We start from the raw sequence: 11,471 nt of genomic DNA, 5'->3' as shown, positions 1-11,471 counted from the left end.
TCCCGGGCGCCGGTGCCGGCAAGGAGTCGTACCTGCCGACCCCCGCCGTCGCTGTCCGTGAACTGCTAGGCGTCGAGCTTGGTCAGCGGCGCGTAGCGCAGCAGCAAACGCTTCTCACCGACGTCGAACTTCACCTTGGCCACGGTCTTGTCCCCTGCCCCCTCAAGCGCGAGGACGGTACCGTTGCCGAAGCTCGTGTGGTTGACCTTGTCCCCCACGGTGACCGCCACGATTTCTTTCTGCGGCTGCACACGGTTCTTCGCAATGGCCGCGGGCACGTCCGCGTTGAATCCGGCTGACGAGTCAGCAGCCGCGCCCCGGGCCGTTCCGGCTCCCCAGAAGGATCCGCTGTAGCGGTTCGAACCGATTGACCCGCCGCCCCACCCGCCCGACTGCCTGTTGGTTCCTTCGCGCTTCCATTCCAGGAGCTCGGCGGGAATTTCCTCCAGGAACTGGCTGGCGGGGTTGTACTGGCTCTGGCCCCACATGCTCCGGACCTCGGAACGGGTGACGTACAGGCGTTTCCGGGCGCGCGTCAGGCCAACGTAGGCAAGCCGGCGTTCTTCCGCCAGTTCCTTGGGGTCAGTGGCTGACCGCTGGTGCGGAAACAGTCCGTGCTCCATCCCGGTCAGGAAGACCACCGGGAACTCGAGTCCCTTGGCGGTGTGCAGTGTCATCAGCGTGACCACGCCAAGCCGTTTGGCCTCCGCCACGGCTGCGGCTGTGTCTTCCGCGTCCCCGCCGGGGGCGTCAGGAATCTGGTCGGCGTCGGCCACCAGCGAGACCTGCTCCAGGAACGCGCCCAGCGACCCTTCGGGGTTCTCCTGCTCGTACTCCCGCACCACGGCCACGAGCTCCGCCAGGTTCTCCACCCGGGACTCGTCCTGGGGGTCGGTACTGGAGCGAAGCGCGGCCAGGTAGCCGGTCTGTTCCAGGACGGCTTCAAGGGCTGCTGCGGCACCGGAGCCCGCGGCCACTTCCGCGAGGTCATCCAGCAGCTTCACAAACCCAAGGACGGCATTGACGGATCGGGTTGCCATCGCCGGGGCCTGCTCGGCCCGACGGGCGGCTGCCATGAACGAGATGCGCTCACGCTGGGCCAGTGCCGCCACCGCACCTTCGGCGCGGTCGCCGATCCCCCGTTTTGGTTCGTTGAGCACCCGCCGCAGGTTGACGTCGTCGTCCGGATTCACCAGGACGCGGAGGTAGGCCAGGGCGTCCTTGATTTCCTTGCGCTCGTAAAACCGCGTGCCGCCCACCACCTTGTACGGCAGGCCCACCCGGACCAGCACGTCCTCGATGGAGCGTGACTGTGCATTGGTGCGGTAGAAGATGGCTACGTCCCCCGGACGGAGGTTGTCCTCATCCTGGAGCCGGTCGATCTCCTTGGCAATGAACTGGGCTTCGTCGTGCTCGTTCTCGCCCACGTAGCCGATAATTTTGTGGCCGTTGCCCTCGGCGGTCCACAGCCGCTTCTCGGGACGGTTGGGGTTCCGTGAGATGACCGAGTTGGCTGCGCTGAGGATGTTCTGCGTGGAGCGGTAGTTCTGCTCCAGCTTGATGGTCCGTGCCTCGGGGTAATCCTTTTCGAACTCCACGATGTTGCGGATGTCGGCGCCCCGGAAAGCGTAGATGGACTGGTCCGAATCGCCCACGACCGTCAGCTCGGAGGCGCCGGGCCCTTCGCCCACGATCTCCCGGACCAGGGCGTACTGGGCATGGTTGGTGTCCTGGTACTCATCCACCAGGACATGCCTGAACCGCCGGCGGTAGGAGTCCGCAAGGGCAGGGAAGGCCCGGAACATGAACACGGTTTCGGCTATCAGGTCATCGAAATCCATGGCGTTGGCCTGCCGCAGCCGCTGCGTATAGCCCTTGTAGACCTCCGCCACGGCCTGTTCGAAAGGATCGTTGTAGTTCGCGGCAGAGGAGTACGAGTCAGCATCGATGAGTTCGTTCTTCAAGGCTGAGATCTTGTGCTGGATGGCCTTGGGCGCAAACTTCTTCGGGTCCAGGTCCAGGGCCTTGGACACCTGGGTGACCAACCGGAGGGAGTCGGCTGAGTCGTAGATGGAGAAGTTCGATTTCAGCCCCACATTCGCGGCTTCCTGGCGCAGGATCCGCACGCAGGATGAGTGGAAGGTGGAGATCCACATGATTTTGGCCCGCCCACCCACCAGCGCTTCAATGCGTTCCCGCATTTCCGCAGCGGCCTTGTTGGTGAAGGTGATGGCGAGGATCTCGCCATGATGGGCCCGCCCGGTGGCGATCAGGTAGGCGATCCTGTTGCTGAGCACACGGGTTTTGCCCGAACCCGCGCCGGCTACGATCAGCAGCGCGGAACCGGCGTGCTTAACGGCCTCCTCCTGCTGCGGGTTGAGCCCTTCCAGGAGCTGGCCTGCGTCCGGCCGGCGGTGGCCGTGGGCCGCCGCGTGCTGACCATCCGCATGCGGTCCCTGTGTGCCGCCGGACAGCCCGGCGCCCTGCCGGTTCTCCCACGGCGCAGCACCGCCGGGACCGGCCGCCGTGGCGCCTTCAGCGCGCGACCTGGTGCGGGCGGCTGCCGGGGAGGCAGCCTTGAACGGTCCGTCAGAGTACGGGTCAAACAACATATCCATGGTGCCTACAAGTCTAGGCGGTGGGACCGACACGGACTTCCAGGCTGTGGATGACGGGCCGCCGCTCCTTGCCCTTTTGGGCTGTCCTGCTGCTTTATCCACATAGCGCTGATGGGCGCAAGCAATGAGGCCCTCCGGTTGAAAGGCTTGGTGGATGGAAGCGACGACGGCGGCAGTCAGCCATGCACTGGGCCCCCGCGGCCCGGGGCGTGGGCTATGCCACGGACCCGGATTCGAGGGCCGCACGCAGCTCGCGCACCGCCGTCGTCCCTCCCGCCATGAACCATTCGAGTCCGTTGACCCGCACTGTGTCCACGGCGCCGCCGGCAGCCCGGACGATTGCTTTGCCGGGCAGCCAGTCCCATTCCGGGCAGCTGTGCTGGAACCAGCACCCCAGTTGGCCGTCCGCCACCCGGCCAAGGTCGCACGAACCGGAGCCGAGCATCCGCAGGGCGGCAGCCGACGTGGCCGCCGCGTGCCAGGGCATGGCGCACAGCGGATCCATCAGCCAGCTGGGGTGGATGTAGGTTGCCGCCCCCAGCTGGGCCGCTGGGGTTGCGTTGCGCTCTCCCCTGTTGTCGTGGAAAACCGTCAGCCGTTCACCGTTCAGGCTGGCCGGATGCGCGCGGCCACCGAGCCAGAGCTTGTCCTCTTCCGGCTGGAAGATGGCACCAAGCACGTCGGACTGGTCCTTCAAAGCGATGGCCGAGCACCAGTAGGTGGAACCGTGCAGGAAGTTGTACGTGCCGTCCACCGGATCAATGACCCAGGTCCGGCCGCTGCTGCCCTGTACAGATGCGCCTTCCTCTCCCAGGATGCCGTCCTGTGGCCGGCAGCGCTGCAGCTGCTCCAGAACATAGGCCTCTGCAGCGTGGTCAGCGGCGGTCACGACGTCTGAAATAGAGGTCTTCTGCTGCGACTGCAGGCCCGCCATCCGCATGAGCAGCGCCAGCTGCCCGGCTTCCCGGACCAAGGCTGCTGCCAGCTGGTAGTCGTCCAACGAGGGGTCAAGTTCAACAGCGCTGTGCCGGCCAGTGGTCATGGCTTCAGTTTAAGGGGCGCGATAATGAAGCCATGGCCAAAACACCTGCCCAGCGGATCAAGAAGCACGGCTCCAAGGCGGCGGTACCGCAGCACCATCTGCCGCCGGTGGTGAATCCAACCACGGCGCGAACGCCGGAGAAAGCCCAGAACAACAGCAACCTCATCCTGATCGCCGGTGTGGTGGCCAGCCTGTTCCTCTTCTGGTACCTGCATCTGCTGACCCTGGAGCAGCTCCGTGACCTCTCCACGGACCTGGCCATGCCGGACTCGCTCATCGGCGGCTTCGATGCGGCCTACATCAGCCAGCTCCAGGCCGTCATGGACGATGACGCGCGCGGCCAGCTTAATTACGTTCATAAAACAGCGGGGACCCTGTTCCCGCTGATCTTCGGATTCACGTGGCTGCTGCTGATCGGCACCAACGTGGCCCGGAAAGCCCTGCGCTGGGCGCTCTGGTCCTTGCCGCTTCTGTTCGTTGTGGTCCGGCTTTGGGGCAACGCCGCCATCGACGGAGTGCTCGCAGCCGGCACTGCCGACGCCGGCCAGGTGGCCCTTGCCTCCGGGCTCACCGTGGCCGGTTGGGTCCTTTTGGTCCTCAGCCTGCTGGCGGGTGCTGCCGCCGTTGTCCTCGGCGCCCGCAAGCCCAAAGCGGCTATCTGAAGGCTGCCCGGGCCCGCATCTCCTTGCGGTGGCGGTGGACCTGGCGCGCAATGACCAGTCCTGCAGTGGCCATGCCCAGGGTGACCGGATAACCCATGAGCCGTTCCAGCGTGCCTGGCTCCGGAACGTCCATTCCCGTCAGGCCGCCCGTCCCCAGGGCGGCAAGGGACACGGCACCGCACACCAGGATGAACCAGGCGAAGTTTGTTTTCCGCAGCCAGAGGATGCCCAGGACCAGTAGGGCGGCAGCCCCGGCGAGGAAGTACATCACAGCGCCCACGATGTGCCAGCCGGAGCCTGCGTCCTCGGGCACCAGTCCCACGATCACAGTTCCGGCCCCCGCGGTCCCGGTCAGGATCCGGACCCAGACAGCCGCCAGCCAGGGCCTGCGCCGCGGCTGCACCCGCAGATCCGCCCGGGCAGCGACGCAAAGCAGCCCGGAGCTCAGCAAAAGGGCACCCAGCAGCATGCCGAGACCCTGGACCACGAATGAGGCGTTCATCAGCCAGTTCAATGGGGAACACACCTCGCGGCCGTCAAAGATGCCGCAGTCCAGGGCGCCAAGGTCGCTGATGTACCCCGTCCGCAGGTCATAGGGCCTGGGGCCCGCCCAGGCACCGATCACTGCCGCTTCCGCGGCAAAATACTGCAGGACGCTCAGCACCGACCAGGCCCCGATGTACTGGCGGGTGGATGCGGTGTCCGGAATTAACGTGGCAGGCATGGCGGCGGACGGCGCTGAACTCATGCCTTGAGCGTAGTACGGCCCAGCACCTTGTATGCTTGTATCCGTGTCCGGCCGGACTGGCCTGCCGATCCGCCGGACGCAAGCCCTCGTAGCTCAGTGGATAGAGCACGGCTCTCCTAAAGCCGGTGTCGTTGGTTCGATTCCAATCGAGGGCACTTGAACTTTCCTCCCCCGGAGTTCGCGCTCCGCGCCTACCTCCTCGGCCCCACCTCACCAGGCCCCGCCGTGGACGCTGCCAGCGCCGGGCAGTGGACCGTCCAGCGGGACCTGCTGGACCGCGCGGATGGCACCCGCGGAACCTTCTCCGGCGTCGTGCATTTTATTCCCACGGACGACGGCGGCCTGGCCTTCCGTGAGGAAGGCACCATGCGCTGGCCCTCCTTCACGGGCCCCGCCTCCCGCGAGTACCTGCTGCGGCCTGCCGGGGGCCCGGATGCCCTGGACGTGTTCTTCCCTGACGGCCGCCCGTTCCACCGGATGAGCTTTACTCCGGAGTCCAACCTTGACCGTCACTGGTGCGATCCCGATACCTACCGCGTTGCCTACGTCTATGGGGGCTGGGACAGGTTCAGCTACACGTGGGACGTCCAGGGCCCCCGCAAAAACCTGCTGCTGACGTCACACCTGGTGCGCCGGCAGGGGCCCGCAGCATGAAGGACCGCATTGTGGTCTCGGCCGTCTGCGTGTTCGACAAGGCAGGCAGGCTCCTGACCGTGCGGAAACGCGGCACGGCCATGTTCATGCATCCCGGCGGCAAGCCCGAGGCCGGGGAGACAGCAGTCCAGGCGGCCGTACGTGAACTCGCGGAAGAAGTGGGCATCGTCCTCGATCCCCGGGAACTCCAGCTGATGGGGGTGTGGATCGCCGATGCCGCGAACGAGGCCGCCACGGACATTGAGGCAACAGTTTTTATGGCCCCCGGAGTGTGGGAGGCCCACCCTTCCGCGGAAATCGCCGAGATCAGGTGGCTGACCCTGGGCTCGCAGCCCACCCGCGACCTTGCCCCGCTGCTGACGGACCATATCCTGCCGGAGCTGGCAAGGTCCGGCAGCGCGGACAGGCAGGCCTAGAGCTCGGGAACTGCTTCCTGGGCAACAGCGGTGGCCTCGTTGAACTGCGTGCGGTACAGCTCGGCGTACCGCCCCTCGGCAGCGAGGAGTTCGGTGTGGGTCCCGCGTTCCACAATCCGGCCGTCCTCCACCACCAGGATGGCGTCCGCGGCGCGGACGGTGGAGAGGCGGTGCGCAATCACGACGGCGGTGCGCCCCTCGAGTGCAGCCCCCAGGGCAGCCTGCACGGCAGCTTCGTTGGTGGAGTCGAGCGCCGCCGTTGCCTCATCGAGGATGACCACCCGGGGCTGGGCGATCAGCAACCGGGCAATGGTGAGCCGCTGGCGTTCACCGCCGGAAAGCCGGTAGCCGCGCTCCCCCACCACGGTGTCCAGCCCGTCCGGGAGTGACCGGATCATGGACTCCAGCCGGGCCTGCCGGATGACCTCCCACATGTCGGCCTCAGTGGCGTCCGGGCGGGCAAGCCGCAGGTTCGAGGCGATGGTTTCGTGGAAGAGGTGGCCGTCCTGGGTCACCATGCCCAGTGTGTCCCGGAGCGAGTCGAAGGTGACGTCCCGAAGGTCCACCCCGGTTCCGGGAGTAGTGCCGCCCAGCCGCACTGCGCCGGAGTCCACGTCGTAGAGCCGGGACAGCAGCTGGGCAATGGTCGACTTGCCGGCGCCCGATGAGCCCACCAGCGCCACTGTTTGTCCCGGTTCCACGCGGAAGCTGATGCCGTGCAGCACTTCTTCCCCGCCGCGGGTGTCCAGCGTGGACACCTCCTCCAGGGAAGCAAGCGAGACTTTGTCTGCCGAGGGGTAGGCGAACCGGACGTCGTCGAACTCCACGGCCACCGGGCCGGCAGGAACGGTTACGGCGTCCGGCTTCTGCTGGATAAGCGGTTTGAGATCAAGGATTTCAAAAACGCGTTCGAAGCTGACCAGGGCACTCATGATCTCCACCCGCGCGTTGGAGAGCGCCGTAAGCGGGGCGTACAGCCTGGTGAGCAGCAGCGCCAGGACCACCACGTCGCCCGCCGCCAGCTGGCCGGTGATCGCCAGCCAGCCGCCCATTCCATAGACCAGGGCGAGCGCGAGCGCAGAAACGAGGGTCAGGGCCGTGACGAAAGTGAACTGCAGCATCGCGGTCCGTACTCCGATGTCACGGACACGTCCGGCGCGGACGGCGAATTCCCGGGATTCCTCGTCGGGGCGCCCAAAAAGCTTGACCAGGGTGGCTCCGGGGGCGGAGAAGCGTTCGGTCATCTGCGTGCCCATGGCGGCATTGTGCTCCGCCGCTTCGCGCCGCAGGTCCGCGAGTTTGGAGCCCATGCGCCGGGCAGGGATGAGGAAGACCGGCAGCAGGATCATCGCCAGGACCGTCACCTGCCAGGAGGTTCCCAGCATCACGATAAGGGTCAGGACCAGGGCCACCACGTTGCTCACCACACCGGACAGGGTGCCGGCGAACGCGGACTGGGCACCGATCACGTCGTTGTTCAGCCTGCTGACCAGCGCCCCGGTCCTGGTGCGGGTGAAGAAGGCGATGGGCATCTTCTGCACGTGGTCAAAGACCCTCGTGCGCAGGTCCACGATCACGCCTTCGCCGATCGTGGACGAAAGCCAGCGGCTCACCAGGCCCAGGCCTGCCTCAGCTACGGCCACGACGGCGATCAGTACGGCCAGCCTGACCACTTCCCCGGCGGCGGCCTTCGCCACGATGGCGTCCACCACCTGTCCGGCGAGGACAGGAGTGGCCACGGCGAGGAACGCCATCACCACGGACAGGGCCACGAAGGCGATCAGCTTTCCGCGGTGCGGCCGGGCAAAGCCCAGGACACGCTTCAGGGTGGCCTTCGAGAATGGCTGGGACCCGCTCTTCGACCGGGTGATCTTGTACAGGGAGCTCCAGGCCACCCCTTCCATGCTCATTGCTGCTGCTCCTCTACCATTCCGTTGACCACATTCCAACGTACATCCAGCCGTACGTTTTCCAGCAGCCTGCGGTCGTGGGTGACCAGCAGCAGCGCGCCCTCGTAGCTTTCCAGGGCTTCTTCGAGCTGTTCAATGGCCGGCAGGTCCAAGTGGTTGGTTGGTTCGTCCAGGACAAGGAGGTTCACGCCCCTGGCCTGCAGGAGGGCCAGGGCCGCCCTCGTCCGCTCGCCAGGTGACAGGGATTCCACAGTCCGGGTCGTATGGTCGGCTTTGAGTCCGAACTTCGCCAGAAGCGTGCGGACCTCGGCCGGGTTCAGGTCCACCAGGACTGCCTCCACGGCGTCGGCCAGGGTCAGGTTGCCCCCGAGCAGCCCGCGGGCCTGGTCGATCTCGCCAATGGCCACGGAAGCACCCATCGCAGCACTGCCTGAGTCAGGCTCGACGCCGCCCAGCAGCAGGCGCAGCAGGGTGGACTTACCGGCACCATTGGGGCCTGTGATTCCGATGCGTTCGCCGGCGTTGAGCTGCAGGTTGACGGGCCCAAGGGTGAAGCCGCCCTGCCGGACCACGGCGTCGCGGAGCGTTGCCACCACCGAGCTGGAGCGCGGCGCTTTTCCGATCGAGAACTGCAGCTGCCACTCCTTCCGCGGCTCCTCCACCACGTCCAGCCGTGAAATCCGGGATTCCATCTGCCGCACCTTTTGGGCCTGTTTCTCTGAGGATTCCGTGCTGGCTGCACGGCGGATCTTGTCATTGTCCGGACTCTTCTTCATCGCGTTCCGGACGCCCTGGGAACTCCATTCCCGCTGGGTCCGCGCCCGGGACACCAGGTCGGCCTTGGTGGCCGCAAATTCCTCGTATTTCTCCCGGGCGTGCCGCCTGGCAACGGCCCGTTCCTCCAGGAAGGCGTCGTAGCCGCCGTCGTACACGGCCACGGCGTTCTGCGCCAGGTCAAGTTCCACCACAGTGGTGACGCAGCGGGCAAGGAACTCGCGGTCATGGCTGACCAGCACAACGCCGCCGCGCAGGCCGGCGACAAAGTCCTCCAGCTTGGCGAGGCCTTCGAGGTCAAGATCGTTGGTGGGCTCGTCGAGCAGCACCACGTCGAACCGGCTCAGCAGCAGCGCCGCCAGCGCCACCCGCGCTGCCTGCCCGCCGGAAAGGCCGGTCATGGCCGCTTCCGGACCGGTCTCCAGCCCAAGGTCTGCCAGGACAGCGGGAAGCCGGTCGTCAAGGTCGGCAGCACCGGAGGCCATCCACCTGTCGAAGGCCAGCGCATAGGCGTCGTCCGCGCCGGGAGCGCCGCTGCCAAGGGCCTCAGCGGTGGATTCCATCTCGGCGGTGGCCTGGGCACAGCCGGTGCGGCGGGCAATGTAGCCTGCCACTGTTTCACCCGGCACGCGTTCGTGTTCCTGGGGAAGCCAACCAACGAAGGCGTCGGAGGGGGCCAGGCTGACAGAACCTTCCTGCGGCTGGTCCTCACCGGCGAGGAGCCGCAGCAGCGTGGATTTCCCGGCTCCGTTGGCACCCACCACGCCCACCACGTCCCCGGGGGCCACTGTCAGGGAGAGCCCGGAGAAAAGCTGCCGGTGGTCGTGGCCGCCGGAAACGTCCTTCGCTACGAGGGTTGCAGTCATGGTTCTATCCTTTCGCCACTGCGTCCGCAGCGGGTTTCCTGCCCGAACACTGGCTGGCAGGGCCCTGACATTTACCCGGGAGGAAGGAGCGCGGGCCGCAGGACATGAAAGAACCCGCTGGTCCGGACTTGGGGGGTGTACGGACCAACGGGCTCGACCATCAAGCATAGTCGAAACGGCAGCACGGGTAAAACCGCCGGGATGCGGCGCGCTAAAATCGACACACCATCCGTTCTGCAGAGAGCCGTCCATGACCCTCCCCGCCAAGGCGTTCCAGCGCTGGCTGCAAGGCATTGCGCCCGACGCCAGCACGGCTGACGTCTGCAGGATCTCAGGGATCAAGCGGACCACCCTGGCCCAGCAGCTGGTCCGTGGGAAAGTCTCGGTCAGCACTGTGGTCAGCATCAGCCGCGCGTACAACGTAAATCCGCTTTCGGCCCTGGCCACCTTTGAGGCCTACCAGGACCTGGCCGGTCCCCAGGTTCCGCCCACCCGTTGCGAACTTGTCAGCCAGGTTTCCACCCCCGACCTCCTGCGCGCTGTCCTTGCCCGCCCGGCGATGGAGCAGGCCGGCGCCTCCGGGACTGCGTCCCCGCCTCTTTCCGCTGCCCCGCACGCCACCTCGGTAAAAAACTGGGTTGACGCAATAGACGACGGCGAAGTGCGGCACCGTGTTTCCGCGGCCACCGGGGTGGCGCCGCAGAACTATTCAGCGCAGCTGACCGCCAACCGGCTGTCGCCGGAGCTGGCGCTTGCCACCGCGTTGGCTGCCGGCGTTGGACCGGCCGGCGGCCTGGTGGCCACCGGCCTGATCACCGAAGAGGAAGCGGGCTGGCCGCCGGGTGCGCGGCAGGCCGCCCTGGACAGCCTGTCCGACGGCGACCTCACCGCCCTGGCGGGCGACAGGCTGCAGGCATTGGGGAAGGTGCTGCGCCGCCAGGAGCAGGACCAGGCACAAACGGAAAAGATCTGGGAGAACCTGGGATGATCGAAATCCTTCAGTGGTCCACGCTTGCCACCTGCGGACTCATCGCTGCAGCCCGGGTGCCCAGCGCCGTCCGGGGAGAGAACAGGTCGCTGTTCTACATCTTCGGACTGATGACCGTCGCCATCCTCCTGAGCATCGAGAAGCCCTACGTGGCCATCGACCAGGCCCTGGGCGGCATCAACCTGGCCAACCTCCTGCTGCGCTTCATCATCTTCGCAGCCATCTACTTTGTCGGAATCCGGGTCACCCGCGGATTCGGTGCAGACAGCGCGTACCGGCTCATCACGGGAAAAGCCGGCATGGTGGTGCTGCTGGTCATTTCGCTCGCCCTGGTGGTCCTGTTCTTCATGATGGACACGGTCGGCTCTTCGGCAGGGCTTGCAGGCCCGTCAGTGCGGAACCAGCACAACGCTGTCTTGGCCCAGTACTACGGTGCCGCCGGACGTGCCTACCCGGGTTACGTAGCACTTGTTCTGCTGCCCGCCATGGTCCGCGCCGTCCGGAGCCGTTTGCCGCTGCTGGTGAGGGTGGCCGCAGGACTGCTTGCCTTGGGCGGGATTGCCATCGGCATCAGTCTCTTATTTCCCTTTGTGCCTCCAGGGTGGGGTGCCATCAAGTTCATCGTCAACTACACGGCCGTGCTGTGCTACGTCCTTGGCCTGGCGCTGATCTGGGCGGCACGGGTGCACAACAACAGGGTCTCCCCTGCCAAAAGGACATATACCGAAAAGTAACCATGCTGGCTTTCACAAATTCATTAGAATGTGAAACAATCATGAATGTGTGAAGGTGG

General features: G+C 66.2%; 10 protein-coding genes and 1 tRNA gene. 6 read left to right on the top strand and 5 right to left on the bottom strand.

Annotated elements, in window-relative coordinates:
* Positions 1 to 65: 65 nt before the first annotated feature.
* Positions 66 to 2,612: a DNA helicase PcrA gene (gene pcrA / locus AC4BCK_RS04575; protein ID WP_400601307.1), complete on the bottom strand. Its 2,547-nt coding sequence runs from the start codon at positions 2,610 to 2,612 to the stop codon at positions 66 to 68.
* Positions 2,613 to 2,832: 220 nt separating this feature from the next.
* Positions 2,833 to 3,660 (bottom strand): inositol monophosphatase family protein, encoded by an 828-nt coding sequence (locus AC4BCK_RS04570; protein WP_490566641.1) that lies wholly within the window; start codon positions 3,658 to 3,660, stop codon positions 2,833 to 2,835.
* Positions 3,661 to 3,692: 32 nt separating this feature from the next.
* Here AC4BCK_RS04570 and AC4BCK_RS04565 point away from each other — a divergent pair, with 32 nt between their 5' ends.
* Positions 3,693 to 4,322, top strand: a complete 630-nt coding sequence (locus AC4BCK_RS04565) for a hypothetical protein (RefSeq protein ID WP_174176020.1) — start codon at positions 3,693 to 3,695, stop codon at positions 4,320 to 4,322.
* Here AC4BCK_RS04565 and AC4BCK_RS04560 read toward each other — a convergent pair.
* Positions 4,315 to 5,070, bottom strand: a complete 756-nt coding sequence (locus AC4BCK_RS04560) for a DUF998 domain-containing protein (RefSeq protein ID WP_174176022.1) — start codon at positions 5,068 to 5,070, stop codon at positions 4,315 to 4,317. The two genes, AC4BCK_RS04565 and AC4BCK_RS04560, sit on opposite strands and share 8 nt — an antisense overlap.
* An 82-nt stretch (positions 5,071 to 5,152) precedes the next feature.
* On the opposite strand from AC4BCK_RS04560, the gene AC4BCK_RS04555 reads away from it, so the two are divergent.
* The 3 genes from AC4BCK_RS04555 to AC4BCK_RS04545 all read left to right on the top strand — a co-directional run bounded on the left by AC4BCK_RS04555 (position 5,153) and on the right by AC4BCK_RS04545 (position 6,140).
* Positions 5,153 to 5,225, top strand: a tRNA-Arg gene (locus AC4BCK_RS04555).
* A 1-nt stretch (position 5,226) separates the two neighbouring features.
* Entirely contained in the window at positions 5,227 to 5,724 is a 498-nt protein-coding gene (locus AC4BCK_RS04550; RefSeq protein ID WP_400635812.1) for a DUF6314 family protein, read from the top strand.
* A complete protein-coding gene (locus tag AC4BCK_RS04545) occupies positions 5,721 to 6,140 on the top strand; it encodes an NUDIX hydrolase (protein WP_174176026.1) in 420 nt (139 codons plus the stop codon). Before AC4BCK_RS04550 ends, AC4BCK_RS04545 begins: the two co-directional genes overlap by 4 nt.
* On the opposite strand, the gene AC4BCK_RS04540 is transcribed toward AC4BCK_RS04545, so the two are convergent.
* Together AC4BCK_RS04540 and AC4BCK_RS04535 are read right to left on the bottom strand one after the other, a co-directional pair.
* The gene (locus AC4BCK_RS04540; protein ID WP_490566640.1) at positions 6,137 to 8,050 is read right to left on the bottom strand and encodes an ABC transporter ATP-binding protein; all 1,914 of its coding nucleotides are present in this window, start codon (positions 8,048 to 8,050) and stop codon (positions 6,137 to 6,139) included. The genes AC4BCK_RS04545 and AC4BCK_RS04540 overlap by 4 nt on opposite strands.
* Positions 8,047 to 9,690, bottom strand: a complete 1,644-nt coding sequence (locus AC4BCK_RS04535; protein ID WP_490566639.1) for an ABC-F family ATP-binding cassette domain-containing protein — start codon at positions 9,688 to 9,690, stop codon at positions 8,047 to 8,049. Before AC4BCK_RS04535 ends, AC4BCK_RS04540 begins: the two co-directional genes overlap by 4 nt.
* 250 nt (positions 9,691 to 9,940) lie before the next feature.
* Between AC4BCK_RS04535 and AC4BCK_RS04530 the strand changes: the two genes are divergently transcribed.
* Positions 9,941 to 10,678, top strand: a complete 738-nt coding sequence (locus AC4BCK_RS04530; RefSeq protein WP_310112058.1) for a hypothetical protein — start codon at positions 9,941 to 9,943, stop codon at positions 10,676 to 10,678.
* A complete protein-coding gene (locus tag AC4BCK_RS04525; RefSeq protein ID WP_490566638.1) occupies positions 10,675 to 11,412 on the top strand; it encodes a hypothetical protein in 738 nt (245 codons plus the stop codon). Before AC4BCK_RS04530 ends, AC4BCK_RS04525 begins: the two co-directional genes overlap by 4 nt.
* The last annotated feature ends 59 nt before the right edge of the window (positions 11,413 to 11,471 follow it).

This window comes from Pseudarthrobacter sp. As-47, assembly GCF_058215595.1.
The sequence above is the reverse complement of the archived record's forward strand: the minus strand, read 5'-3'. Positions and strand labels throughout refer to the sequence as shown.

Bases quoted from the DNA above. Each gene is read 5' to 3' on its own strand.
- pcrA (WP_400601307.1), bottom strand. From the start codon at position 2,612: ATGTTGTTTGACCCGTACTCTGACGGACCGTTCAAGGCTGCCTCCCCG.
- AC4BCK_RS04570 (WP_490566641.1), bottom strand. From the start codon at position 3,660: ATGACCACTGGCCGGCACAGCGCTGTTGAACTTGACCCCTCGTTGGAC.
- AC4BCK_RS04565 (WP_174176020.1), top strand. From the start codon at position 3,693: ATGGCCAAAACACCTGCCCAGCGGATCAAGAAGCACGGCTCCAAGGCG.
- AC4BCK_RS04560 (WP_174176022.1), bottom strand. From the start codon at position 5,070: ATGAGTTCAGCGCCGTCCGCCGCCATGCCTGCCACGTTAATTCCGGAC.
- AC4BCK_RS04545 (WP_174176026.1), top strand. From the start codon at position 5,721: ATGAAGGACCGCATTGTGGTCTCGGCCGTCTGCGTGTTCGACAAGGCA.
- AC4BCK_RS04540 (WP_490566640.1), bottom strand. From the start codon at position 8,050: ATGAGCATGGAAGGGGTGGCCTGGAGCTCCCTGTACAAGATCACCCGG.
- AC4BCK_RS04535 (WP_490566639.1), bottom strand. From the start codon at position 9,690: ATGACTGCAACCCTCGTAGCGAAGGACGTTTCCGGCGGCCACGACCAC.
- AC4BCK_RS04530 (WP_310112058.1), top strand. From the start codon at position 9,941: ATGACCCTCCCCGCCAAGGCGTTCCAGCGCTGGCTGCAAGGCATTGCG.
- AC4BCK_RS04525 (WP_490566638.1), top strand. From the start codon at position 10,675: ATGATCGAAATCCTTCAGTGGTCCACGCTTGCCACCTGCGGACTCATC.